The following is a 24884-nucleotide window of genomic DNA, read 5'->3' as shown; positions in this document are numbered from 1 at the left end:
AGGAGCGTTACTCCAGGCCCAGGGAAAAAGCCTTCGGCGCCGGAATCGGATGGCGCATCAGCGTCCCCACCACCAACGCCCCGAGCAAGGCCAGCCAACCCGCGACCCACAGCAACAGACTGAAACCGCCGACGAACGCCTGGCGGGCCAGCGGTTCAACCAGCGAGCGGGCGGTGTCCGGTACCAGGTTCATCGCGGCGCTCATGTCGCCGGCCACCACCCGCGAGGCGATGCCCTGGGTCTGGTCGAGCCATGGGGCACCTTGGGTCGACAGGCTGGTGTGCAATAACTGCTCGGTATGGCTGGACAGCAGCGCGCCGAATACGCCGATGGCCAGCACAATCGCACTGAATCGCATGGTGGTGCTCATGCCCGAAGCCATGCCGGTGCGCGCCCGAGGCACGCAGGCCATGATGTTCTTTTGGGTGTCGCCGTTGAGCAACCCGGCACCGGCACCTGTCACGGCAATCGCCAGGGCAAAGGGCAGGTAGCCGCCGCTGCTGACGGCCCAGGCACTGAGCAGATTACCGCTGCCGACCAGGGTCAAGCCGGCGGCCATCAGGGTCGCGGGCGCAAATCGGCTGGCCAGGCGCACGCCGATTCGCGGGCAAATCAGCATGGTCAGGGCGAACGGCAACATCCCCAGGCCCGAGGCAATGGCCGAGAACCCCAGGCCGTTTTGCAGGTAGAACGGCAGCAGGGTCATCATCACCTGGGCGCAGCCGGCGTAGGCAAACATGCCCAGCAGCGCGCCAATGAACCGCGGATGCTTGAACAACTGCAGGTCGACCATCGGCTGTCGTTGCAGTCGTTCAATCACCACGAACAGCCCCAGCAACAGCGCGCCGCCGATCAGTCGGGCGTAGGTCAGCGGGTCGCTCCAGCCGATGCGGTTGGCTTCGATCAGGCCCCAGATCAGACACAGCAAGCTGGCGCTGAAGGCCAGGCTGCCCCAGGGGTCCAGGCGTGCCGATTGGGTGTCGCGAGATTCCGGCACCGCACGCCAGACCATCGCCATCAGGAACAGGCCGACTGGCAGATTAAGGTAGAAGATCCAGCGCCAGCCGATGTACTCGGTGATCAGTCCACCGACGGTGGGTGCGGCGGTCATCGCCACCCCCATGCAGGCCCCCCAGAACGCCCAGGCCTTGGCCCGTTCCACTTCGTCGTGAAAGGTATGGCCGATGGAGGCCAGGGCCGAGGTCAGCAGCAGCGCTGCGCCGACACCCTTGATCGCCCGGGCGATATCGAGGAACAACGCGCTGGGCGCCGCGCCACAACCGATGGAGGCGAGGATGAAGATGACCAGGCCCCAGAGCAGGGTTTTCTTCCGGCCGAAGCGATCGGCGATGTTTCCGGCGGGCAGCAACAGTGCGGAGAAGGCCAGCATGTAGGCGCTGACCACCCATTCGATGTCGGCAAAGTTCGCGCCCAGGTCCCTGGCGATCGTGGGCAGGGTGACGGCGACAATGTTGGTGTCGAGGACGATCAGCGAACAAACACCGGAGGCCGTCAGCAGCGTCAGGCGAGGGCTGACCCGGCTCATGATGGGATTGCCTTTTGGGCAAGATGATGACGACTGATTGCGATAAGGGGTTTGACGTACATGGCGGGGGCTCTCTACTGTGATTGCCATGGAAGCTTATCGCGACCCTACGCAGGCTTCGTTAGTCAGTAAACGGGTTTTCATTACCTTTGAGCTAATACACCGATGGACATACGGCATTTCCGCTATTTCCTGGCCGTTGCCCGACAAGGCAACTTCACCCGCGCCGCCGAACAACTCGGTATCGCACCGCCAACCCTGACTCGCCAGATCCAGGACATGGAAAACGAACTCGGCACGCGATTGTTCGTGCGCCAGACCCGTGAGGTCAGCCTGACCGAGGCGGGCGCCGCGTTGCTGATCGAGGCCGAGGCGACGGTGCGGCAATTCGAATACGCCCAGCACAACGCCCAGCGGGCGGGGCGCGGGGACATTGGCCATATCGAACTGGGTTACGTGGCGTCGGCGGTGTATTCGGGCTTGCTGCAGAAACAGGTGCAAGCCTTCAGCCGCGAGTGTCCTGACGTCAGCCTGAACGTACGGGAAAGCCCCATGGCGTCATTGCCGATGATGGTGGTGGAGGGGCGTTTCGATATCGGCTATGTGCGCTCACCCATGACCTTGCCCGAAGGCCTGGAAGCAATACGCCTGGATGCAGAAGGCTTCGTGCTGGCGCTGCCGTCCGAGTCCTGGTTGTGTCGTTTGCCGGAACTCCACCCGGAGCATTTGCAAAACGAGACGTTCATCCTGCCGGAGCAAATCAGCGGCACCTTGCAAGTCGCCGCCGAGGGTGGCTTTGCGCCGAAGCTGGGAGCGCAACCAGGCGGATTGGTGGCGGTGATTGCCCTGGTGTCGTTGGGGCAGGGCATCGCGGTGGTGCCGGAGTCGGTGGTCGGGCATGTCGGTTTGCCAGGTGTGGTGTACCGGCCGATCAAGGGGTGTGAGGCGAGTTCGTGGTTGTCGTTGATTCATCGGCGGTTCGAGAAATCGGCGGCGGTGGCGAGGTATATCGAGCAGGTTAAAAACCGCTAAGCGCAAAAGCAAAAGCTTCGCGAGCAAGCCCGCTCCCACATTTGATCCCCATTGTTTGATAGAACGCGGACTAATGTGGGAGCGAGCCTGCTCGCGAAGGCGTCCTCAAAAACAACGAATCTCTCAAGGTTCTACAGATTTTGTAATGATTTCAGGCTGTAGGAAAAGTCCCATTCCCCTGTACGCTTCAAGGCCTTTTTCCTTTCAGGACTTGCATGAACACCCTCTTGGAGCCTCCCGGTTATCCTTTCTTCTTGCGCTATCGCGCGGTCTTGAAACACGCGAAACACCCGGTCTTCCGATTCCCGAACGTCCATGCCTATGCAACCCCACGGCCTCCACGCCGCACTTTGCCGTGCCCGGCATTCTGACAATCACTGAAGAGATCGAGACGTTTTCATGGAATGGATAGCTGACCCCACCGCCTGGCTGGGCTTGTTGACCCTGATCGTGCTGGAGCTGGTGCTGGGCATCGACAACCTGGTGTTTATCGCCATCCTCGCCGACAAACTGCCGCCCGAGCAGCGCGACCGTGCGCGAATCATCGGCCTGTCCCTGGCCTTGTTGATGCGCCTGGGCCTGCTGGCGAGTATTTCCTGGCTGGTCACCCTGACGCAGCCACTGTTCGAGGTGTTCGACAAGAGCTTCTCCGGCCGCGACCTGATCATGCTGTTCGGGGGAGTGTTCCTGTTGTTCAAGGCCACCATGGAATTGCACGAACGCCTCGAAGGTCATGTCGGCGAGCGCTCGTCAAACGCGGCTTACGCCATGTTCTGGCCGATCGTGGCGCAGATCGTGGTCCTTGATGCCGTGTTCTCCCTGGACGCGGTCATCACCGCCGTGGGCATGGTCGATGAACTGGCGGTGATGATGATTGCGGTGATCATTTCCATCGGCCTGATGATCGTTGCCAGCAAACCGCTGACCCGATTCGTCAACGCGCACCCGACAGTGATCATGCTCTGCCTGGGCTTCCTGATGATGATCGGCTTCGCCCTGACCGCCGAAGGCCTGGGCTTCCACATCCCCAAGGGCTACCTGTACGCGGCCATCGGCTTCTCGATCCTGATCGAAGTGTTCAACCAGATCGCCCGGGCCCGGCGCAAGCGCTCCATGCAGGGCCTGCGGCCAATGCGTGAACGCACGGCCCATGCGGTGATGCGTTTGCTCGGTGGGCGCAAACTGGCGGTGGAGGAGGTCGGCGAGGAAATCGCCGACATGCTGGACAACGGTGAAGTGCCCGGCGGCGAGCTGTTCGACCGTCGCGAACGGGTGATGATCAGTGGCGTGTTGCAACTGGCCGAGCGGCCGATCCGTACCTTGATGACTGTGCGCGCCGACGTCGATCACATCGATCTGGCCGACGATGCCGAAACCATTCGCACACGGCTGATGCATTCATCCTACTCGCGCCTGCCGCTGATTCGCGACGGTGCGGTGGATGAGCCGTTGGGCTTCGTGCACAAAAAGGAATTGCTCAAGGAATACCTGGCCGGTAACGAACCCGGCCTGGAGGAACTGGCGCGCAAGACCATCAACTTGCTGGACAGCTACTCGATCCTCAATGCCCTGGAACAGATGCGCAAGGCCTCGACCCACATTGCCTTCGTGGTCAATGAATTCGGCGACTTCGTCGGCGTGCTGACCATGACCGACATTCTCGAATCGATTGCCGGCGAACTGCCCGATGCCAGCGAAATCGAAGGCCCGGATGTGGTCGAGGAGAAAGGCGGATTCATGGTCAGCGGCGCGTTGAACCTGGCCCGGGTGCGCCAACGCACCGGCTTCACGGCAGAGCCGACCGACGACTACCAGACCCTTGCGGGACTGGTGGTGAGCGTGCTGGATCGGCTGCCGATGATCGGTGACAGTCATGAATGGGAAGGCTGGCGGTTGACGGTGATGGCGGTTGAAGAGCGGCGGGTGACACGGGTGTTGCTGGCACCTGTTGGCGGGTAACGGTGCGCTGCCGCTGAAGGCCCCTTCGCGAGCAGGCTCGCTCCCACAATTAGACCGCGATCGTCAACACGACTCGGTCAAAGGTGGGAGCGAGCCTGCTCGCGAATGCAATCTTTCAAACGAAGAGTAATTTCGGCTCCCACCTACACACTAAGGTATGCACGGAGGTGGACTTTGCCGTGGCGCTATGAAAAAAGGCGGGGTAAGGTTCGACTCAAAGTGCTATTTTGAACACCATTAAAAGCACTCCAGGAAAAAATCATGACGCATATCGTGCTTTCGCAAGTCGTCGCCAGCATTTCTGAGCTCAAGAAAAACCCAATGGGAACAGTTGCCGCCGGTGGTGGATTGTCCGTCGCGATTCTTAACCGTAACGAGCCGGCATTCTACTGCGTCCCTGCCAAAGAATATGAAGCGATGATGGATCGACTGGAAGACATGGAGTTGATTGCCCTCTGCCGCGAACGAGAAAACGATCCCACGATCAAGGTTTCTCTCGATGACCTATGAGTTGGAGTTTTCCGATAAGGCCTGGAAAGAATGGCAAAAGCTTGGCGCAACATTAAGGGAGCAGTTCAAGAAGAAGTTGCAGGAGCGACTCTCAAATCCCCACGTTCCGGCTGACCGGCTGAACGGGCTGAGGAATGCATACAAGATCAAGCTCCGTAATGCCGGGTATCGGCTGGTGTACCGCGTCGTCGATGAGGTACTGGTAGTGACGGTGATAGCGGTGGGCAAGCGTGAGCGTGGAGAAGTATATAAGGACGCAGAAAAGCGCTAGGTTTCCTGCAACTGAATACATGTGATGCATCTTGCTAGCCGGCTTCTGGGAGACACGCGAGCAAGCTCGCTCCCACATTTTGATCGCGTTCGCCAACACGACTCGGTCAAATGTGGGAGCGGGACCGGCTTGCCAGCGAATGCAGTCTTTCAAACGACGCAGGTCTCAGGTTCGGACACAAAATGTGGCCTTGATACCCGCCCTGCGTAGCCATCGGTAGCGTTCCCGGCCTGTGGGTTTCGTAACACCTCTTTCTCGCTCGATGCATCCTTCTGATTCCCAACACTTTTCAATCTCCCCAACATCCCCCGCACAACCTGTGGCACACTTTCTGCTGTCTATTCCGTTGTTACATACCATATTCCGGTATAGCGGAATACACAATCCAGGAGTGCTTGCCATGCATCGCCGACCTTCCTTGTTCAAAGCATGTGTTTTTCTCTTCGCGGCTTCGGTCGCTGCCGTGGGGGTTGCCCAGGCTGCGGACAGCAAGCTCGACAGTGTGCTGGCCCGCGGGAAGTTGATCGTCGGCACGGGCAGTACCAATGCGCCGTGGCACTTCCAGGGCGCGGACGGCAAGTTGCAGGGTTTCGATATCGATATCGCGCGGATGGTGGCCAAGGGTTTGTTCAACGACCCGAGCAAGGTCGAGTTCGTGGTGCAGTCATCCGATGCGCGGATTCCCAACCTGCTGACCGACAAGGTCGACATGAGTTGCCAGTTCATCACCGTCACCGCCAGTCGGGCGCAGCAAGTGGCGTTTACCCTGCCGTACTACCGCGAAGGTGTCGGCCTGTTGTTGCCCGCCAACAGCAAGTACAAGGAGATTGAAGACCTAAGGGCCGCCGGCGACGGCGTGACCGTTGCGGTGCTGCAGAACGTGTATGCCGAAGAACTGGTGCACCAGGCGCTGCCCAAGGCCAAGGTCGATCAGTACGACAGCGTGGACCTGATGTATCAGGCGGTGAATTCCGGCCGTGCTGACGCCGCGGCGACCGATCAGTCGTCGGTCAAGTACCTGATGGTGCAGAACCAGGGGCGCTATCGCACTCCGGCCTACGCCTGGAGCCCGCAGACCTACGCGTGCGCGGTCAAGCGCGGCGATCAGGACTGGCTGAACTTCGTCAATACCGCCCTGCATGAGGCCATGACCGGCGTCGAGTTCCCGACCTACGCGGCGTCGTTCAAGCAGTGGTTCGGTGTCGATCTGCCTACCCCGGCCATCGGTTTTCCCGCCGAATACAAATGATCCCGTGGGAGTGGGGCGCCTATGAAGCGCCCCGCTCAAGGTACTGCTGACCATGAACTATCAGTTGAATTTTGCCGCCGTGTGGCGCGATTTCGACACCTTGCTGGTGGGGCTCGGCCTGGGCCTGCAGCTGGCGCTGGTGTCGATCGCCATCGGCTGCGTGATCGGCCTGTTGATGGCGTTTGCCTTGCTGTCCAGGCATCGCGCGTTGCGGGTGCTGGCGTCGGTGTACGTGACGGTGATCCGCAATACACCGATCCTGGTGTTGATTCTGTTGATCTACTTCGCCTTGCCAAGCCTGGGCATTCGTCTGGACAAGATTCCGTCGTTCATCATCACCCTGTCGCTGTACGCCGGGGCGTACCTGACCGAAGTGTTTCGCGGCGGACTGTTGAGCATTCCCAAGGGGCAGCGCGAAGCCGGGTTGGCCATCGGGCTGGGTGAGTGGCAGGTCAAGGCCTATGTCACGGTGCCGGTGATGTTGCGTAATGTGCTGCCGGCGCTGTCGAACAATTTCATTTCGCTGTTCAAGGACACCTCGCTGGCGGCCGCGATCGCGGTGCCGGAGCTGACCTATTACGCGCGCAAGATCAACGTCGAGAGCTACCGGGTGATCGAGACCTGGCTGGTGACAACAGCGCTCTATGTGGCGGCCTGTTACCTCATTGCCATGCTGCTGCGTTACCTCGAGCAACGCCTGGCGATTCGCCGATAGGAGGCCACCATGTACGAATCCCCCAGTTGGTTACATGAGTTGTGGGTGGCGCGGGAAGTGCTGTGGCAGGGCTTTCTGACCAGTGTGCAGGTCTCGGCGCTGGCGATTCTACTGGGCACGATGGTCGGCATCGTTGCCGGCCTGGTGCTGACCTACGGCAAGTTCTGGATGCGCGCACCGTTTCGGTTTTACGTCGACGTCATTCGCGGCACGCCGGTGTTTGTGCTGGTGCTGGCCTGCTTCTACATGGCGCCGGCGCTGGGCTGGCAGATCGGTGCCTTCCAGGCGGGGGCGTTGGGGCTGACGCTGTTTTGCGGCTCACACGTGGCCGAGATCGTGCGCGGCGCCTTGCAAGCGTTGCCCAGTGGCCAGATGGAAGCGAGCAAGGCCATCGGCCTGACGTTCTTTCAATCCCTCGGTTACGTGCTGTTGCCCCAGGCGCTGCGGCAGATCTTGCCGACCTGGGTCAATTCGTCCACCGAGATCGTCAAGGCCTCGACGCTGTTGTCGGTGATCGGCGTGGCCGAGTTGCTGCTCAGCACCCAGCAGATCATCGCCCGCACTTTCATGACCCTGGAGTTCTACCTGTTCGCCGGATTGCTGTTTTTCGTCATCAACTACGCCATCGAATTACTCGGCCGGCACATTGAAAAGCGGGTGGCCTTGCCATGACACAAGCTCAAGCTTCAACACAGCCTCAAGCGCTGCTGGACATCCGCGGTTTGCACAAACAATACGGCGAACTTGAAGTGCTCAAGGGCGTTGACCTGAGCATGCAGCGCGGCAACGTCGTGACGCTGATCGGCTCCAGCGGCTCGGGCAAGACCACATTGCTGCGCTGCGTGAACATGCTCGAGGAGTTCCAGGGCGGGCAGATTCTGCTCGATGGCGAATCCATCGGTTACCACGAGGTCAATGGCAAGCGCGTGCGCCACCCGGAAAAAGTCATCGCCCGTCATCGGGCCATGACCGGCATGGCGTTCCAGCAGTTCAACCTGTTCCCGCATCTCACGGCGTTGCAGAACGTCACCCTCGGCTTGCTCAAGGTCAAGAAGCTGCACAAGGATGAAGCAGTGGCGCTGGCGGAAAAATGGCTGGAGCGGGTGGGGTTGCTGGACCGTCGCGATCACTACCCCGGTCAATTGTCCGGTGGCCAGCAACAGCGGGTGGCGATTGCCCGGGCGATTGCGATGAACCCGAGCCTGATGCTGTTCGACGAAGTCACCTCGGCCCTCGACCCGGAACTGGTGGGCGAAGTGTTGAACGTGATCAAGGGCCTGGCCGAAGACGGCATGACCATGTTGTTGGTGACCCACGAAATGCGCTTCGCCTTCGAGGTGTCGGACAAGATCGTGTTCATGAATCAGGGACGGATAGAGGAACAGGGGCCGCCCAAGGAACTGTTCGAGCGCCCGCAATCGCCACGACTGGCGGAATTTCTCAAGAACACGCGATTCTGACTTTTACCAAGATGTTCAAATTTCAATCAGGAGAGACACTCATGAGCATCACTCGTTACGGCACCGGCAGCACCGCCGGTGGCGGTCAGCCCCGTCCTTTTGCCCGCGCCGTCGAAGCCGATGGCTGGCTGCACGTGTCCGGACAGGTGCCAGCGGTGGATGGCGAGATCATTGCGGGCGGCATCGTCGAGCAGACTCACCAGACCATGAAAAACCTGATCGCGATTCTCGAAGAGGCCGGTTATGGTCTCGAAGACGTGGTGCGCACTGGTGTGTGGCTGGACGATCCGCGGGATTTCTGGAGTTTCAACAAGGTGTTTTCCGAGTACTTCAAAAGCGAGCACGCACCGGCGCGGGCCTGTGTGCAGGCGAGCATGATGGTCGATTGCAAGGTTGAGATTGACTGCGTCGCGTACAAGAAAAAGGCCTGAACCGAGGCGCGCCCATCGTGGCGGTGCGGCGATCCGACAAGCCACGCTCCCACAGGATTTGTGTCGGCCGCGGAATTGGCGGCAACTACAAAAACCTGTGGGAGCGGGCTTGCCCGCGATGGCGGCCTGACAGTCGCCATCGCACCCTGGGTAAACTCCCGGCCACATTGAATGGGAACCTGAAGACATGACCGAAGACACCATCAAGCGCCGGGCGCGCGGTCTGGACCGGGCGTTCGATATCCTCGATTTCCTCAAGGAGATCGGCCAGCCCCTGCGCCCGAATGAAATCGCCAGTGGCATCGGCAGCCCGAAATCCACGGTCTATGAACTGGTCGCTTCACTGCTCGAACGGCGCATCCTCGAACCCGTGGGCAAGGACGGGCACGTGTACCTGGGCCGTCAGCTGTACTTCCTCGGACAAGCGCATTTGCGTCATTTCGACCTGGCCCGCGAGGCCGATCACGCCTTGCAGGAGATCGTCAGCCAGACCCGTGAAACCGCGCAGATGTGCCTGCTCAACGGGCGCAAATACACGGTGGCGCTGATGAAGGAGGGCGAGCGGCATTTCCGCATTTCCTCGGACATTGGCGAAAACGCGCCAATCCCCTGGACCGCTTCCGGGCGCTTGCTGCTGGCGCACCTGAGCGACCAGGCCATCGTTGACCTGATCGATCCTGACGACTTCATCCTGCCCGGCGGCGAACGTCTGCCGCTGGAGCAGTTTCTCAAGGAGATTCGTCAGGCCGGCATCGATGGGTTCTTCTCCTTCGACAGCGTCGCCGATACCTTCACCCATTGCTTCGCTGCCCCGGTCAAGGACCCCGACGGTGTGGCCATCGCGACCCTGTGCATCGTCGCCCCCCGGGCCGATGCCAGGAGCAACTACAACGACTATCGTCGGGTGCTGATCGCCAGCGCCAATAGCCTGGCCCGTCGCATCAACGAATAACCGGCTGCTCGCGGCCGCGAATGTGAGGAGTTCGACCATGTATTCTGTCAAAAATACTGCCGCTGTTGAGAAAGGTTTTGCCCATACCGGTGCCAACCTGGTGCGCGACGTCAGCCTGCCGGCGCTGGTGCTGCATCGCGAGGCGTTGGAACACAACATTCGCTGGATGCAGGCGTTTGTCAGCGACAGCGGCGCGGAACTGGCCCCCCACGGTAAAACCAGCATGACGCCTGCGCTGTTCCGTCGCCAGCTCGATGCCGGTGCCTGGGGCATCACCCTGGCCAGCGCCACCCAGACCCGTGCGGCTTATGCCCATGGCGTGCATCGGGTGTTGATGGCCAACCAGTTGGTCGGCACGCCGAACATGGCGCTGATTGCCGATCTGCTGGCGGACCCGACCTTCGACTTTTATTGCATGGTCGATCATCCGGACAACGTCGCTGACCTGGGCGCGTATTTCGCCTCTCGCGGCGTGCGCCTGAATGTAATGATCGAGTACGGCGTGGTCGGTGGTCGTTGTGGTTGCCGCAGCGAAGGGGAAGTAATCGCGCTGGCCAAGGCCATTGCCGCGCAACCAGCCCTGGCGCTGACCGGGATCGAAGGCTACGAAGGGGTGATTCACGGTGATCATGCGGTGACGGGCATCCGCGAGTTCGCCGCCTCCCTGGTACGGCTGGCGGTGCAGTTGCAGGACAGCGGCGCCTTCGCCATCGCCAAGCCGATCATCACTGCCTCGGGCTCGGCCTGGTATGACCTGATCGCCGAATCCTTCGAGGCCCAGAATGCCGGCGGACGTTTCCTCAGCGTGCTGCGTCCCGGCAGCTATGTGGCCCACGACCACGGCATCTATAAAGAAGCGCAGTGCTGCGTGCTCGATCGTCGCAGCGACCTGCACGAAGGCCTGCGCCCGGCGCTGGAAGTCTGGGCGCATGTGCAATCGTTACCGGAACCGGGGTTCGCGGTGATCGCCCTGGGCAAGCGCGACGTCGCCTACGACGCCGGCCTGCCGGTGCCGTTGCTGCGCTACAAGGCCGGCGTATTGCCAGCGACGGGCGACGACGTCAGTGCCTGCAAGGTGACGGCGGTGATGGATCAGCATGCGTTCATGACAGTGGCGCCGGGGGGCGAGTTGCGGGTGGGGGACATCATTTCCTTTGGTACTTCCCATCCGTGCCTGACGTTCGACAAGTGGCGTATCGGGTGCCTGGTGGATGAGCAGCTGAATGTCATCGAGACCATGGAAACCTGTTTCTAAAGCTTGAGACCGCAGTGCTGCCATCGCGGGCAAGCCCGCACCCACAGGGGCGATGGCGAACATTAAATTTATGTTCAACACAAATAACTGTGGGAGTGGCGGTGCGGCGATCCGACTTGCCCGCGATGGCGGCCGGCCAGACACCACCGAAACACCAGAGACTCCACAACATGAACACCATTAACACCCTCGGCCCCAACCCCCCGCGTATCGCCCTGATCGGCGAATGCATGATCGAGTTGCAGCAACGCGCCGACGGCAGCCTGCAACAGAGCTTCGGGGGCGACACTTTGAACACGGCGGTCTACCTGGCCCGGGAGCTGGACAAGGGCGGCACGGTGGATTATGTCACGGCCCTGGGTGACGACAGTTTCAGCGACGCCATGTGCCAGGACTGGGCCGCCGAACACATTGGCCTGGGCATGGTCCAGCGCTTGCCCGGGCGCTTGCCCGGCCTGTATTGCATCCAGACCGATGCGGCCGGCGAACGACGATTTCTCTACTGGCGTAACGAGGCGGCCGTGCGCGATTGCTTCACCACCCCGGCCGCCGCCCCGATCCTGGCGGCGCTACCGGATTACGACGTGCTGTATTTCAGCGGCATCACCTTGGCGGTACTCGGTGCGCAGGGGCGCGAAAAGTTGCTGGACACCCTGATCGAGGCCCGGCAACGGGACGCGCGGATCGTGTTCGACAACAACTACCGGCCGCGCTTGTGGGCCTCGGTCGAGGATGCGCGCGCGGCCTATCGCAGCGTGCTGCCCTATGTCGACCTGGCGTTGCTCACGGTCGATGATGAGCAGGCGCTGTTTGGCTTTGCCGATTGCACGGCGGTGTTTGCTGCTTACGAACAGGTCGGCACACCTGAAGTGGTGCTCAAGCGCGGCGCCGAGGCGTGTCTGATTCGGTGTGGCGGCGAGTCGTATGAAGTGCCGGCGCAGAAGGTGGAGCGGGTGGTGGATACCACGGCGGCGGGGGATTCGTTTAGTGCGGCGTATTTGGCCAGTCGCTTGAAAGGTGGCAGTCCGGTTGATGCCGCAGAGGCCGGGCATCGGTTGGCGAGTCGGGTGATTCAGGTGTCGGGGGCGTTGATTCCGAAGTAGGTGGAGGGTGGCCCCCTGCTGCGCAGTCGGTTCGCTGGCAAGCCAGCTCCTACAGGAGAGGGTGTTTGTTGCCATAGATCGCGACCACACCAGTAACCTGCAGGAGCTGGCTTGTCGGGTCGCCGCATCGCAGCGAAGAGGCCGTCAGGCCAACCGCTCAATCCCGATAAAACACCTGCACCAGGTGATAACCGAACTTGCTCTTGACCGGCCCATGCACCACCCGCAGCGGTTTTTTGAAGATCACCGCATCGATCACGCCAACCATTTGTCCGGGCCGCACTTCGCCCAGGTCGCCGCCGCGCTTGCCGGACGGACAGGTGGAATACTTCTTGGCCAGCACATCGAACGCTTCACCCTTGGCGATGCGTTGTTTGAGCTGTTCGGCTTCTTCCGAGGTTTTCACCAGGATATGGCGGGCTTGAGCTTTCATTGGCAGTACCTTGCGACGGTGGTGGCGATGTTGGTGCCAGCGAGGGGGCGCGCGATTATGCCTGATCTCGCTCGGGTCCACCGATCATCGTGCGAATCTTGTTGGCCAGCAGGTCGATGGAGAAGGGCTTGGCTACCATGTCCATCCCTTCTTCGAGGAAACCCTGGCGTTCGGCGGCTTTCTCCGCATATCCGGTCATGAACAGCACTTTGAGGTCCGGCCGATGCTGGCGGGCGATTTCCGCCAGTTGCCGTCCATTCATGCCCGGTAGCCCGACATCGGTCACCAGCAGATCGATCCGCAGGTCGGATTCGAGCAACGGCAGGGCGGTGTTCGCGTCTTCGGCTTCGTGGGCGTGATAACCCAGCGCATTGAGCAGGTCGAGCACCAACATGCGCACCGCCGGATCGTCCTCCACCAGCACCACGGTTTCACCGGCAATCGCCGCTGGCGACTGGCTGGTGACCGGCGGCTCCGCCAAGTCCGGTACAGCCACGTACAACCGTGGCAAGTACAGGCGAACACTGGTGCCCTGGCCCGGCAGGCTGAACAGGCTGACATGGCCGCCGGACTGCTGGGCGAATCCGTAGATCATCGACAGCCCGAGCCCGGTGCCCTGGCCGATGGGCTTGGTGGTGAAGAACGGGTCGAAGGCCTTGGCCAGTACCGACGGTGTCATGCCGGTACCGTTGTCGCTGACGGCGATCATCAGGTAATCCCCGACCTTGACCGGCTCCAGGGTGGTGATGTCGCTACCATCGAGGTAGACGTTGGCGGTTTCGATCAGCAATTGGCCGCCATCGGGCATTGCATCCCGGGCGTTGATCACCAGGTTGAGCAGGGCGTTTTCCAATTGACTGACGTCGGTGTTGACCGGCCAGATTTCATCGGCCAGTTGCAATTTGAGCTCGATATGGTCGCCTTTGGTGCGGCTGAGCAGGTCTTCCAGGGAATGGATCAACTCGTTGGCATTGAGTGGTTTGCGATCCAGTGACTGACGCCGGGAGAACGCCAGCAGCCGATGGGTCAGGGCGGCGGCACGATGGGCCGAGGACACCGCCGCCTCGGTGAAGCGGCCGATTTCCGCGGCGCGCCCTTCGGCGATGTAACGCTGCATCAGGTCGAGGCTGCCGATGATCCCGGTGAGCATATTATTGAAGTCATGGGCGATGCCGCCGGTGAGCTGGCCGACCGCTTCCATTTTCTGCGCATGGCGCAGCGCTTCTTCGGCGCGTTCGCGTTCGAACATCTCGTTGAGCAGTTTCTCATTGGCTTCGGCCAGCTGCCGGGTGCGGGCGCTGACGCGTTCTTCGAGGGTTTCGTTGAGATTGCGCAGGGCTTCTTCAGTCTGTTTACGCTCGGTTTCATCGATCACGAAGATGTAGAAGCCATTCACCGCGCCATCCGGGCCATGACGCGGCAGGTAATTCATCAACGCCTGACGGATGCTGCCGTCCCGATGCGCGGCGCTGATGCTGAAGCAGCAGGCTTTACCCGACAGTGCTTCGGCGATGTATCCGGCACGCAGGTTGTAGGCCTCTTCGCCCAGTACCTCGCGAACCGTCCGACCATAGAGTTCCTGGGGTGTCAGACCGTACCAGTCGAGGTAAGCGGCGTTGTTGAGACGAAAACGCTCCTCGCTGTCCACGTAACTGATCAGGATCGGCATGGCGTTGATGATCAGTTGCAGCTCGGTCTGGCTCTGGCGCAACGCCTGTTCGGTGAGTTTGCGTTCGGTCAGGTCCAGGGCGGCACCGAGGAAACGGATGGGCCGGCCATGGTGGTCCTTGTAGCAACGCCCCCGGGCGAACACCCAGCGCAACTGACCGTCGGGCTGCAGCAGGCGATATTCCTCGGCGTATTCGGTGCCCTGGGTAATGGAGTGTTTGATGCTGCGGGTGACCATGGCGCGGTCTTCCGGGTGCACGGCGTGCAGATAGTCACTGATGGGCAACTGGCTGGCGAGCAAGGGGTCGACGCCGTGCAGCTGGGCGAAATGGGTGTCGGCAATGAAACGGTCTTCGCTGATGTCCCAGTCCCAGGTGCCGACGGCATCGGTGGCGGCCAGGGCCAGTTGCAGGCGCTCCTCGGTTTCATGCTGGGCCTTAAGGCTGGCTGCCGAGCGCTGTTCCAATTCGAGTGCAATGCGTCGGCGCTCGTTGGTTTCGATGGCGGTGACCAGGATCCCGGCGACCTGGGCGCTTTCATCGCGGATGGGGCTGTAGGTTAAATCCAGCCAGAAGTCGGAATCATGATCATCGCGTTGTAAGGTGAAGCGCTGCTCGCTGTAGGTGCGCACTTGTCCTTGTAGGACAGCGCTGTAAATCGGGTCGGTAAAGTCCTTGAGTTCCGGCCAGATCTGGTGCGTGGGTTGTCCGAAAGCGTGTGGATGCTTGCTGCCGGCCAGTAGGGCGAAGCCATCGTTGTAGATCTGCGTCAATTGCGGCCCCCACAGCAACAGCATGGGCATCGGTGAATGAATAACGATGTCCACGGCGGTGCGCAGGCTCTGCGGCCAGGTGGTGGCGGAGCCCAGCGGCGTGCATGTCCAGTCCAGCCTGGCGATCAAGGCCTGGGCATCGCTGCCGGTTGGTGATGCGTTCATCAAATTGTCCTGCACTAAGTCGGTGTGGCGGCGTCTACTATCCTTGCATGGCGGTAGACGCTGCATGACCTGTTTTGGGTCATTTTTATCCATTGAATGCTTCGCGGATGCTTTTTGCCATGGAAATCGATGCGTTGTTGAAAGTCCTGGCTCACCAGGATGGCTCGGATTTATACCTGTCCACGGGTGCGCCACCCAGTGCGAGGTTCGATGGCGTGCTCAAGCCCCTGGCCGATCAGCCGTTCAAATCCGGGGAAATAGCCGCCATTGCCGCGTCCATCATGGACGCCGAACAGCGTCTTGAGTTCGATCGGGAACTGGAAATGAACCTGGCGATCTCGATAGCGGGTGTCGGGCGCTTTCGGGTCAATATTTTCAAGCAGCGTAACGATGTGTCGATCGTGGTGCGCAACGTCAAACTCGACATTCCGCGCTTCGAAGACCTCAAGTTACCCTCGGTGTTGCTCGACGCGGTCATGCTCAAACAGGGCCTGATGCTGTTCGTCGGCGCCACCGGGTCGGGCAAGTCTACCTCGCTGGCGGCACTGATCGACTATCGCAACCGCCACAGCAGCGGCCATATCATCACCATCGAAGACCCGGTCGAGTACATCCATCGGCACAAGAAGTCGATCATCAATCAGCGCGAGGTCGGTGTAGACACTCGCAGTTTTCATGCCGCGCTGAAAAATACCCTGCGCCAGGCGCCGGACGTGGTGCTGATAGGCGAAATTCGCGACCGCGAAACCATGGAGCATGCGCTGGCGTTTGCCGATACCGGCCATCTGGTGATCTCGACGCTGCATGCGCACAACGCCAATCAGGCACTGGACCGGATCATCAATTTCTTTCCCGAAGAACGTCGCGCGCAACTGCTCAATGACCTGGGCAACAACCTCAAGGCCTTCGTTTCCCAGCGCCTGGTGCCCAGCCGCGACGGCCACCGCCGGGCTGCGGTGGAGGTGATGCTGGGCTCGCCGACGATCGGCGACCTGATCCGGCGCAACGAGTTTGCCGAACTCAAGGGGATCATGGAAAAGTCGCAGGAGGCGGGGATGCAGACCTTCGATTGTGCGCTTTTTGCGTTGGTCGTCGAAGGGGCGATCGATGAGGAAGAGGCGCTCAAGCATGCGGATTCGGTGAACAACCTGCGATTGCGCTTGAAGTTGCATGCCGAAGCGTCACCAGGCCTCCATGCCCCTCCCGGCGAGTGGGGACTGATGGACTGATGCATAACCTGTAGGAGCCGGCTTGCCGGCGATGGTCGTTAACGATAACGCGTGAGATCTGGTCAAACGCGGCGCACTTGAGTCCATCGCTGGCAAGCCAGCTCCTACATGGACTGATGCATAACCTGTAGGAGCCGGCTTGCCGGCGAAGGTCGTTAACGATAACGCGTGAGATCTGCTCAAACGCGGCGCCCTTGAGTCCATCGCTGGCAAGCCAGCTCCTACATGGACTGACGCATAACCTGTAGGAACCGGCTTGCCGGCGAAGGGGCCCTCGAGTCTTGCACCAATCGTGAGACCGCTTTCGCTGGCAAGCCAGCTCCTACAGGGACGGGTTTCAGTCCTTGAGTTCGGGACGATTGCGAAATTGTTCCAGCGCCTCGGGATTGGCCAGGGCATCGGTGTTTTTCACCGGTTGCCCATGCACCACATTGCGCACCGCCAATTCGACCACCTTGCCGCTGATCGTGCGTGGAATGTCGGTCACCGCGACAATCTTCGCCGGCACATGCCGTGGCGTGGTGTTGGCGCGGATGACCTGGCGAATCTGCTGTTGCAGGGCATCGTCCAGCTCGACGTCATCGAGCAAACGGACGAACAGCACCACCCGCACATCATCCTGCCACTGTTGGCCGATGGCCACGCTGTCGAGCACCTGGGGGACTTTCTCCACCTGACGGTAGATTTCCGCCGTGCCAATGCGCACGCCGCCCGGGTTGAGCACTGCGTCCGAGCGTCCGTGGATCAGCATCGCGCCGTGGGCCAGCTGTTCGGCGTAATCGCCCTGGGCCCAGACCCCGGGGAACAGACTGAAGTACGACGCGCGCAGCTTTTCCCCGGTGGGGTCATTCCACAAACCGATGGGCATGGCCGGGAAGTGGCGGGTGCAGACCAGTTCGCCTTTCTGTCCAATGACGGCTTTCCCCACATCGTTCCAGACCTCGACGGCCATGCCCAGGCTCTTGCCCTGGATTTCCCCGCGACGAACCGGCAGCAGCGGATTGCCGTTCACAAAGCACGAGACGATGTCGGTCCCGCCGGACATCGACGCCAGGCACAGGTCGCGCTTGAAGTCGCGGTAAACATAGTCGTAGCTCTGGGGTGACAACGAGGAGCCGGTGCACAGCAGGGTTTTCAGGCTGCCCAGATCATGGCTTTGTTGCGGCTTCACGCCGTTGCTTTCCAGGGTTGCCAGGTATTTGGGGCTGGTGCCGAACACGCTGATGCGTTCGTCGTCGATCAGATCGACCAGACGCTCGGGCCCTGGATGAAAGGGCGAACCGTCATACAGCACCACGGCGCTGTCCACGGCCAGGGCCGAGACCAGCCAGTTCCACATCATCCAGCCGCAGGTGGTGTAGTAGAACAACCGGTCGCCGGGACCAAGGTCGCAATGCAGCCCATGTTCCTTGACGTGTTGCAGGAGTACGCCACCGGTGCTGTGGATGATGCATTTGGGGATGCCGGTGGTGCCGCTGGAATAGAGAATGTACAGCGGATGAGCGAAGGGCACCGGCACGAAATCCGGATCGCCGCCAGGCGCGTAGAATTCATCCCAGAGCGTGACGTTGGCCCGGGTGTGAAATGCTTCGATGCGCGCTTCCGGCCGTGCGTAAGGCACGACGACCAGCTGCTGCAGGGATGGCAATTGAGCGAGTATTTCGTTGATCTTGGCCGTCTGGTCGATCTCCTTGCCAGCGTAGCGGTAGCCGGCGCAGGTGATCAGTACTGTCGGTTCGATCTGACCAAAGCGATCCACCACGCCCTGGGTGCCGAAGTCCGGCGACGAACAGGACCAGATCGCCCCGAGGCTGGTGGTGGCGAGCATGGCGACCAGGGTTTGCCAGGTGTTCGGCATGCATGCGGCCACGCGGTCGCCGAGGCCGACACCGCAAGCGATCAAACTGTTTTGAAAACCGGCGACGTGTTCCGCCAGTTCGGCCCAGGTCAATTGTTCACGCTGACCGTTTTCACCGATGGCTACCACGGCTACGGCATCGTCACGACGCCGCAGCAAGTGTTCGGCAAAGTTCAGGGTGGCGCCGGGAAACCACTGGGCGCTGGGCATTTGCGCGCCTTCGACCAGCACCGCGTCGGGTTGCTCGTGAAAGCGGATGTCGAAGAAGTCGACGATGGACTGCCAGAAGTCGACCCGCTGCACGATGGACCATTGATGCAGGGCGGGGTAGTCGGCGACGTCGAGGTGATGGCGTTGATTGATGAAACGCCGGAAGGCGTCCATGCGAGTCTTGCCGATGCGCTCGGCGCTGGGTTGCCAGAGGATGTCGGACATGTTTTGCCTCTTTTTTCTTATGCGTACACACAGGCTACTGGGGAGAAAACTTTGTGGCGAGGGAGCTTGTGTGGCGAGGGGGCTTGCCCCCGTTCGGCTGCGCAGCAGTCGTAAAAATGGGGGCTCGACCATTTTGGGGCGGCTTTGCCACCCAACGGGGGCAAGCCCCCTCGCCACAGGGGTCTAATGGCTGATTACTGCGCCAACCACCCACCATCGATATTCCACGCCGCGCCCCTGACCTGGTTACCGGCTTCGCTGCACAGGAACAGCACCAGTTCACCCAGTTGTGGCGGTGTCACGAACTCGCCAGACGGCTGCTTCTCGGCCAACAGATCATGCTGCGCCTGTTGCGGCTCGATGCCGGTCGCGATGCGTGCGTCGATCTGCTTCTGCACCAGCGGCGTCAACACCCAGCCGGGGCAGATGGCATTGCACGTCACATTCGACCGGGCCGTTTCCAGGCCGACCACCTTGGTCAACCCGATCACCCCATGCTTGGCCGCCACATACGCCGCCTTGCCCACCGAGCCGACCTGACCGTGCACCGAGGCGATGTTGATGATCCGCCCCCAACCCTTGGCGCGCATGCCCGGCAGGCTCAATCGGGTGCCGTGGAACACCGACGACAGGTTGATCGCAATGATCGAGTCCCAGCGCTCTACGGGGAAATCTTCCACCGCCGCCACGTGCTGGATGCCGGCGTTGTTGACCAGAATGTCCACGCCGCCAAACTCGCGATCGGCGTAGGCAATCATCTCGGCGATCTGTGCCGGGTCGCTGACATCGGCCGGATGATGGCCGACCTTGCCCCCGCTTTTGTTACTGATCTGCTCCACCTCGGCAATCACCGTGGAGGCATCGCCGAATCCGTTGAGGATCAGGTTGGCGCCAGCCTTGGCCAGGCTCAGGGCGATGCCCAGGCCGATGCCGCTGGTGGAACCGGTGACCAGTGCAGTCTTGCCCGAAAGAGTTGTCATGAATACCTCACACAATGCCAGTGGCGTAGAAAGTACCGATCACTACAAAGACCGCCAGGGTCTTGATCAGCGTAATACAGAAAATGTCTTTGTAAGCTTCGCGGTGGGTCAGGCCGGTGACCGCCAGCAAGGTAATCACCGCGCCATTGTGCGGCAGGGTGTCCATGCCGCCGCTGGCCATTGCCGCGACCCGGTGCAGTACTTCCAGGGGAATGTTGGCCGCATGGGCTGCTGCGATGAAGTCGTTGGCCATGGCCGCCAGGGCAATGCTCATGCCGCCCGAAGCCGAACCGGTGATGCCGGCCAGCAGGGTCACAGTGATCGCTTCATTGACCAGCGGGTTGGGAATGCTCTTGAGCCAGTCGGCCAGCACCAGGAAGCCCGGCAACGAGGCGATCACGGCACCAAAGCCGTACTCCGATGCGGTGTTCATCGCCGCCAGCAACGAACCGCCGACCGCACTGCGACTGCCTTCGGCCAACTTGCCGCGAATCGCCTGGAAGCCGAACACCAGGACCATGATGATGCCGACCAGCAAGGCGGCCTGGACCGCCCAGATCGCCGTGAGTTTGGCGATTTCGGTGGTCACCGGCGCCGCCATGCCCGGCAGCGCGAGGGTGTGGGTCTTGCCGTACCACTGTGGAATCCACTGGGTGAACAACAGGTTCATGATGCCGACGGCCAGCAGCGGCGAGAGCGCGATCCACGGATTTGGCAGCTTGATATCGGCAGCGGTTTCCGGCTCATTGCGCAGTTCGGTGCCATAGCCTTCACCGGCGACCTGGGCCTTGTTGCGCTGGCGCTGCAGGAACAGCATGCCGGCGCAGACCACGAAGATCGAGCCGATCAGACCCAGCCAGGGCGCGGCCCAGGCGGTGGTGTTGAAGAAAGTGCTGGGGATAATGTTCTGGATCTGCGGGGTGCCGGGCAGGGCGTCCATGGTGAACGAGAACGCGCCGAGGGCGATGGTCGCCGGGATCAGGCGCTTGGGAATATTGCTTTGACGGAACATCTCGGCGGCAAACGGATAGACCGCAAACACCACCACAAACAGCGACACGCCGCCGTAGGTGAGCAACGCGCAGACCAGCACAATCACCAGCATCGCCTGGCGGGTGCCGAGCAGACGAATCGCTGCCGCAACGATGGAGCGCGAGAAACCCGACAGTTCGATCAGCTTGCCGAACACCGCGCCCAGCAGAAATACCGGGAAGTACAGTTTGATGAAGCCAACCATTTTCTCCATGAACACCCCGGTGAAGGCAGGGGCGACGGCGGAAGGGTCGGTGAGCAGGACAGCGCCAAGGGCGGCAATCGGGGCAAAGAGGATAACGCTGTAGCCACGGTAGGCCGCGAGCATCAGCAGCGCGAGGGCTGCCAAGGCAATGATCACACTCATCGTGTGTCTCCTGGATTGTTATTTTTGTTGGTGGCTCTATGTGGGGGAGGGCTATAGCTAGATTCGTGCCATGAGTACAACATATTGAAATATAAGGATATTTGTTTGTTTTGGTGGTGTTTTTGGGTTTTTTGTCTCTGTTTGGAGATCTTTGTTGAGGTTGAGGGCCTCTTCGCTGGCAAGCCAGCTCCTACAGGGTGCGCGGTGTGCATGCGATCCTGTAGGAGCCGGCTTGCTGGCGAAGAGCGCGCAGCGCTCAAAAGTTGGTGTCTATAAACAGAGATGAATGTCTCTTTACGGAGACTCTGCAATCCCCAGCGCCACCATTTTCTTGTACAACGTCGATCGCCCCAACCCCAATCGTGCCGCCGCTTCAATCACCTTGCCCCCGCATTGCGCCAAGGCCGATTCAATCAACTGCCGGTCAAACCGCTGTCGAGCCTCGCTGAAGGTCTCATGGGCAACCGCCTCGATATTCAAGGTCGCGGCACGCTCAACGTGCATGAACGTACCGATAGCCGCCCGGATATCCATTGCATTCAGTATCAGGTCATCGCTGAGCAATGCCGCCCGCTCTAGCACATTTCGCAATTCGCGAATGTTCCCCGGCCAGGCGTGTTGCCCCAACAACTCGAGCGCCTCGCGGTTCAGTTCATGCTGACTGCGCAGTTCTTCCAGGATCGCTTCGCTCAGCGCCGGGAGATCGTCAAGGCGATCGCGCAAGGGCGGGACCTGAATCGGCAGCACATTGAGGCGATAATATAAATCCGCCCGGAACTCGCCGCGTTTGATCGCCGCTTCCAGGTCGGTGGACGTGGCGGCGATGACCCGTACATCGCTCTGGATCACTTCGTTGGAGCCCACCGGCTCGAATTCCTTTTCCTGCAGCACCCGCAGCAACTTGCTTTGCAGGGGCAGCGGCATGTCGCCGATTTCATCGAGGAACAAGGTGCCGCCCTGGGCGATCTGCAACTTGCCGGCGCGGCCCTTGCGCTCGGCGCCGGTAAACGCGCCGGGCGCGGTACCGAAGAATTCGGCCTCCAGCAGCGACTCGGGAATCGCCGCGCTGTTGATGCTGACGAAGGCTTTGTGCGCACGGGGCGAGGCACCGTGAATCGCCTGGGCCAGTAATTCCTTGCCGGTGCCGGTTTCGCCCAGCAGCAGCACCGGCGAGTCGGCGCTGGCGCTGCGTCGGGCGCGACGTTTGACTTCCAGGCTGGCGGCGCTGGTGCCGATGAAGTGGGCGAAGTTGTATTTGGTCTGTCGCGATCGCAGCAGCGAACGGGTGGAAGCAAGCTCTTCCTGCATGCTCATGTAGCGCTTGAGCATGGGCGACAGGCTGCGCAATTCGTCGAACAGGGCAAAGCCGATGGCGCCGATCACCACGCCCGCGTCGTCGTGAATCGGCAGGCGCATCACCACCAGCGGTTCCTTGGGGGTGTCTTGCATGTCGAGCAAAATCGGCCGGCCGCTGCGCACCACCTCCCGCAGCAGGCTGCCGGGGATCACGCTTTCGCAGGCTTTGCCGATGGCCACTTGTGCCGACTCCAGCCCAAAGCGCTTGGCGTAGCGCTCGTTCATCCAGACGATATTGGCGTCGCGATCGACGATCACCGTGCCTTCGCTCGACTGCTCGATGATTTCGAACAATGAACGGATCGCCAGCAGGCGGACCTGTTGGTAGTCCTTGAGGCTTTCGGTGGTGTTCATGGGTGCTGATCCTGATTATTTATTGCCTGTGCCGGCCTCTTCGCGAGCAAGCTCGCTCCCACAGGGGATTTGTGAACGACGCAATTCCCCTGTGGGAGCGAGCCTGCTCGCGAAGAGGGCGACGCGGTCCGGAGCCAAGCACCGGATTATGCCCACCCCAACTGCGCCGCCGCCAACAGCTCTTTGGTATAGGCATGCTGCGGCGACTCGAACACGTCGTGGCTGGCACCGCTTTCCACCACTTTGCCATCCTTGATCACAATCATGTCGTGGGCCAGGGCGCGAACCACCGCCAGGTCGTGACTGATGAACAGGTAGGTCAGCCCGTGCTTTTCCTGGAGCTGACGGAGCAGGGCGACCACTTGTTTTTGCACGGTGCGGTCCAGCGCCGAGGTTGGTTCGTCCAGCAGGATCAGCGCCGGTTTCAACACCAGCGCCCGGGCGATGGCGATGCGCTGGCGTTGGCCGCCGGAAAATTCGTGGGGGTATCGATGGCGGCTTTGCGGGTCGAGGCCGACTTCTTCCAGCGCCCGGATCACCTCGGCCTTGCATTCGTCCACGGTCAAGCGGCTATGCACCTCCAGGCCTTCACTGATGATCTGCGCCACCGACATCCGCGGGCTGAGGCTGCCGAAGGGGTCCTGGAACACCACCTGCATTTTCTTTCGCCACGGCCGCAGTTGCTTTTGCGACAAGCCATCCAGCGGCTCCCCCTGAAAGCGAATGCTGCCGTCGGAATCGAGCAGGCGCAGGATCGCCTGGCCCAGGGTCGACTTGCCGGAACCGGATTCACCGACGATGCCCAGGGTCTTGCCGCGCTGGACATTCAGGCTGATGCCGTCCACCGCGTGCAAATACGTCTTGCGTTGGAACAGCCCGCCACCGAGGGCGAACCGCACGCACAGGTTGGTCACTTCCAACACGTTCTCGCGCTCGTCCCGGGGCAGGGCTTCACCTTCCGGTTCGGCGTTGAGCAGCACGCAGCTGTAGGGATGTTTCGGTGCGGTGAACAGCGTCTCGCAAGGCGCTTGCTCGACGATTTCCCCGGCCTTCATCACGCACACGCGCTGAGCGATGCTGCGCACCAGATTGAGGTCGTGACTGATCAACAGCAGCGACATGCCGAGGCGCTTCTGCAGGGATTTGAGCAGCAGCAGGATCTTGCGCTGCACCGTCACGTCCAGCGCGGTGGTGGGTTCGTCGGCGATCAGCAGCTCCGGTTCGCAGGCCAGGGCCATGGCGATCATCACCCGTTGGCGCTGGCCGCCGGACAATTGATGGGGGTAGGCCTTGAGCCGCTCCTGGGGTTTCTGGATGCCCACCAGGTGCAACAACTCGAGAATCCGCGCCTGCGCCGCCTTGCCGGCCAGCCCCTTGTGCAACAGCAGGGTTTCGCCGATCTGTTTTTCGACGCTGTGCAGCGGGTTGAGGGACGACATCGGCTCCTGGAAGATCATCGCGATCCGGTTGCCGCGCAGCTCCCGCAATACCGTGGAGGTGGCGCCGAGCAGTTCCTTGCCGCGATAGCGAATGCTGCCCGAGGAGTCGGTACCGGTCTCGGGGAGCAATTGCAGGATCGAATGCGCGGTCACCGACTTGCCGGAGCCCGACTCGCCCACCAGGGCCAGGCACTCGCCGGGGCGGATGTCCAGGCACAGGTTGCGCACCACCGTTTGGCCGCTGAACGCTACGCAGAGGTCACGGATTTCGATCAGGTTGTCACTCATATCAACGTCCGCCTCATGACCGTGG

Annotated in this window: 21 protein-coding genes; 13 read left to right on the top strand and 8 right to left on the bottom strand. The window is 61.2% G+C overall.

Features of this window, described 5'->3' with window-relative positions; translation table 11 throughout:
- Positions 1-7: 7 nt before the first annotated feature.
- The gene (locus J2W17_RS15530) at positions 8-1546 is read right to left on the bottom strand and encodes an MFS transporter (protein ID WP_307335419.1); all 1539 of its coding nucleotides are present in this window, start codon (positions 1544-1546) and stop codon (positions 8-10) included.
- Between the two features lie 165 nt (positions 1547-1711).
- On the opposite strand from J2W17_RS15530, the gene J2W17_RS15525 reads away from it, so the two are divergent.
- From J2W17_RS15525 to J2W17_RS15470, 12 genes are all read left to right on the top strand, one after another.
- A complete protein-coding gene (locus tag J2W17_RS15525; RefSeq protein WP_307335416.1) occupies positions 1712-2578 on the top strand; it encodes a LysR family transcriptional regulator in 867 nt (288 codons plus the stop codon).
- 399 nt (positions 2579-2977) lie between these two features.
- Complete coding sequence (locus tag J2W17_RS15520) at positions 2978-4537, top strand: TerC family protein (protein ID WP_307335413.1); 1560 nt, start codon at positions 2978-2980, stop codon at positions 4535-4537.
- Between the two features lie 261 nt (positions 4538-4798).
- Positions 4799-5047, top strand: a complete 249-nt coding sequence (locus tag J2W17_RS15515; RefSeq protein WP_150764783.1) for a type II toxin-antitoxin system Phd/YefM family antitoxin — start codon at positions 4799-4801, stop codon at positions 5045-5047.
- Entirely contained in the window at positions 5037-5318 is a 282-nt protein-coding gene (locus J2W17_RS15510) for a type II toxin-antitoxin system RelE family toxin (protein ID WP_307335404.1), read from the top strand. Before J2W17_RS15515 ends, J2W17_RS15510 begins: the two co-directional genes overlap by 11 nt.
- Positions 5319-5718: 400 nt before the next feature.
- Positions 5719-6567 (top strand): transporter substrate-binding domain-containing protein, encoded by an 849-nt coding sequence (locus J2W17_RS15505; RefSeq protein WP_307335398.1) that lies wholly within the window; start codon positions 5719-5721, stop codon positions 6565-6567.
- Between the two features lie 52 nt (positions 6568-6619).
- Positions 6620-7282 carry an amino acid ABC transporter permease gene (locus J2W17_RS15500; protein WP_150764786.1) on the top strand — a complete coding sequence of 221 codons (663 nt, stop codon included), beginning with the start codon at positions 6620-6622 and terminating at the stop codon, positions 7280-7282.
- A gap of 9 nt (positions 7283-7291) precedes the next feature.
- Entirely contained in the window at positions 7292-7954 is a 663-nt protein-coding gene (locus tag J2W17_RS15495) for an amino acid ABC transporter permease (protein WP_307335395.1), read from the top strand.
- Positions 7951-8742: an amino acid ABC transporter ATP-binding protein gene (locus J2W17_RS15490; protein ID WP_307335392.1), complete on the top strand. Its 792-nt coding sequence runs from the start codon at positions 7951-7953 to the stop codon at positions 8740-8742. Before J2W17_RS15495 ends, J2W17_RS15490 begins: the two co-directional genes overlap by 4 nt.
- Before the next feature lie 41 nt (positions 8743-8783).
- A complete protein-coding gene (locus tag J2W17_RS15485; RefSeq protein ID WP_154994914.1) occupies positions 8784-9173 on the top strand; it encodes a RidA family protein in 390 nt (129 codons plus the stop codon).
- A gap of 187 nt (positions 9174-9360) precedes the next feature.
- Positions 9361-10125: an IclR family transcriptional regulator gene (locus tag J2W17_RS15480; RefSeq protein WP_307335387.1), complete on the top strand. Its 765-nt coding sequence runs from the start codon at positions 9361-9363 to the stop codon at positions 10123-10125.
- Between the two features lie 37 nt (positions 10126-10162).
- Positions 10163-11380, top strand: coding sequence for an amino acid deaminase (locus J2W17_RS15475; RefSeq protein WP_307335385.1), 1218 nt, complete (start codon positions 10163-10165; stop codon positions 11378-11380).
- A gap of 170 nt (positions 11381-11550) precedes the next feature.
- Entirely contained in the window at positions 11551-12483 is a 933-nt protein-coding gene (locus tag J2W17_RS15470; protein ID WP_307335382.1) for a sugar kinase, read from the top strand.
- Between the two features lie 157 nt (positions 12484-12640).
- Here the strand turns inward: J2W17_RS15470 and J2W17_RS15465 are convergent, their stop codons facing one another.
- Together J2W17_RS15465 and J2W17_RS15460 are read right to left on the bottom strand one after the other, a co-directional pair.
- Positions 12641-12916 carry a peptidylprolyl isomerase gene (locus J2W17_RS15465; RefSeq protein WP_028622750.1) on the bottom strand — a complete coding sequence of 92 codons (276 nt, stop codon included), beginning with the start codon at positions 12914-12916 and terminating at the stop codon, positions 12641-12643.
- A gap of 55 nt (positions 12917-12971) precedes the next feature.
- On the bottom strand, positions 12972-15521 hold the full coding sequence (locus J2W17_RS15460; protein ID WP_307335379.1) for a PAS domain-containing hybrid sensor histidine kinase/response regulator: 2550 nt from the start codon (positions 15519-15521) through the stop codon (positions 12972-12974).
- A 119-nt stretch (positions 15522-15640) separates the two neighbouring features.
- On the opposite strand from J2W17_RS15460, the gene J2W17_RS15455 reads away from it, so the two are divergent.
- Positions 15641-16750, top strand: a complete 1110-nt coding sequence (locus tag J2W17_RS15455; RefSeq protein ID WP_307335376.1) for a PilT/PilU family type 4a pilus ATPase — start codon at positions 15641-15643, stop codon at positions 16748-16750.
- 337 nt (positions 16751-17087) lie between these two features.
- On the opposite strand, the gene J2W17_RS15450 is transcribed toward J2W17_RS15455, so the two are convergent.
- The 5 genes from J2W17_RS15450 to J2W17_RS15430 form a co-directional block, all read right to left on the bottom strand.
- On the bottom strand, positions 17088-19043 hold the full coding sequence (locus tag J2W17_RS15450) for an acetoacetate--CoA ligase (RefSeq protein WP_307335373.1): 1956 nt from the start codon (positions 19041-19043) through the stop codon (positions 17088-17090).
- Positions 19044-19237: 194 nt separating this feature from the next.
- Positions 19238-20023: a 3-hydroxybutyrate dehydrogenase gene (locus tag J2W17_RS15445; protein ID WP_307335369.1), complete on the bottom strand. Its 786-nt coding sequence runs from the start codon at positions 20021-20023 to the stop codon at positions 19238-19240.
- A 7-nt stretch (positions 20024-20030) separates the two neighbouring features.
- Positions 20031-21422 carry a GntP family permease gene (locus tag J2W17_RS15440; protein WP_307335367.1) on the bottom strand — a complete coding sequence of 464 codons (1392 nt, stop codon included), beginning with the start codon at positions 21420-21422 and terminating at the stop codon, positions 20031-20033.
- A 294-nt stretch (positions 21423-21716) separates the two neighbouring features.
- Entirely contained in the window at positions 21717-23132 is a 1416-nt protein-coding gene (locus J2W17_RS15435) for a sigma-54 interaction domain-containing protein (RefSeq protein ID WP_307335364.1), read from the bottom strand.
- Positions 23133-23278: 146 nt separating this feature from the next.
- Positions 23279-24859 (bottom strand): ABC transporter ATP-binding protein, encoded by a 1581-nt coding sequence (locus J2W17_RS15430; protein ID WP_307335362.1) that lies wholly within the window; start codon positions 24857-24859, stop codon positions 23279-23281.
- Positions 24860-24884 lie beyond the last annotated feature (25 nt).

This window comes from Pseudomonas lini (genome assembly GCF_030812475.1).
Lineage (GTDB): Bacteria > Pseudomonadota > Gammaproteobacteria > Pseudomonadales > Pseudomonadaceae > Aquipseudomonas > Aquipseudomonas lini_A.
This window is presented reverse-complemented; position numbering and strand designations above follow the sequence as displayed.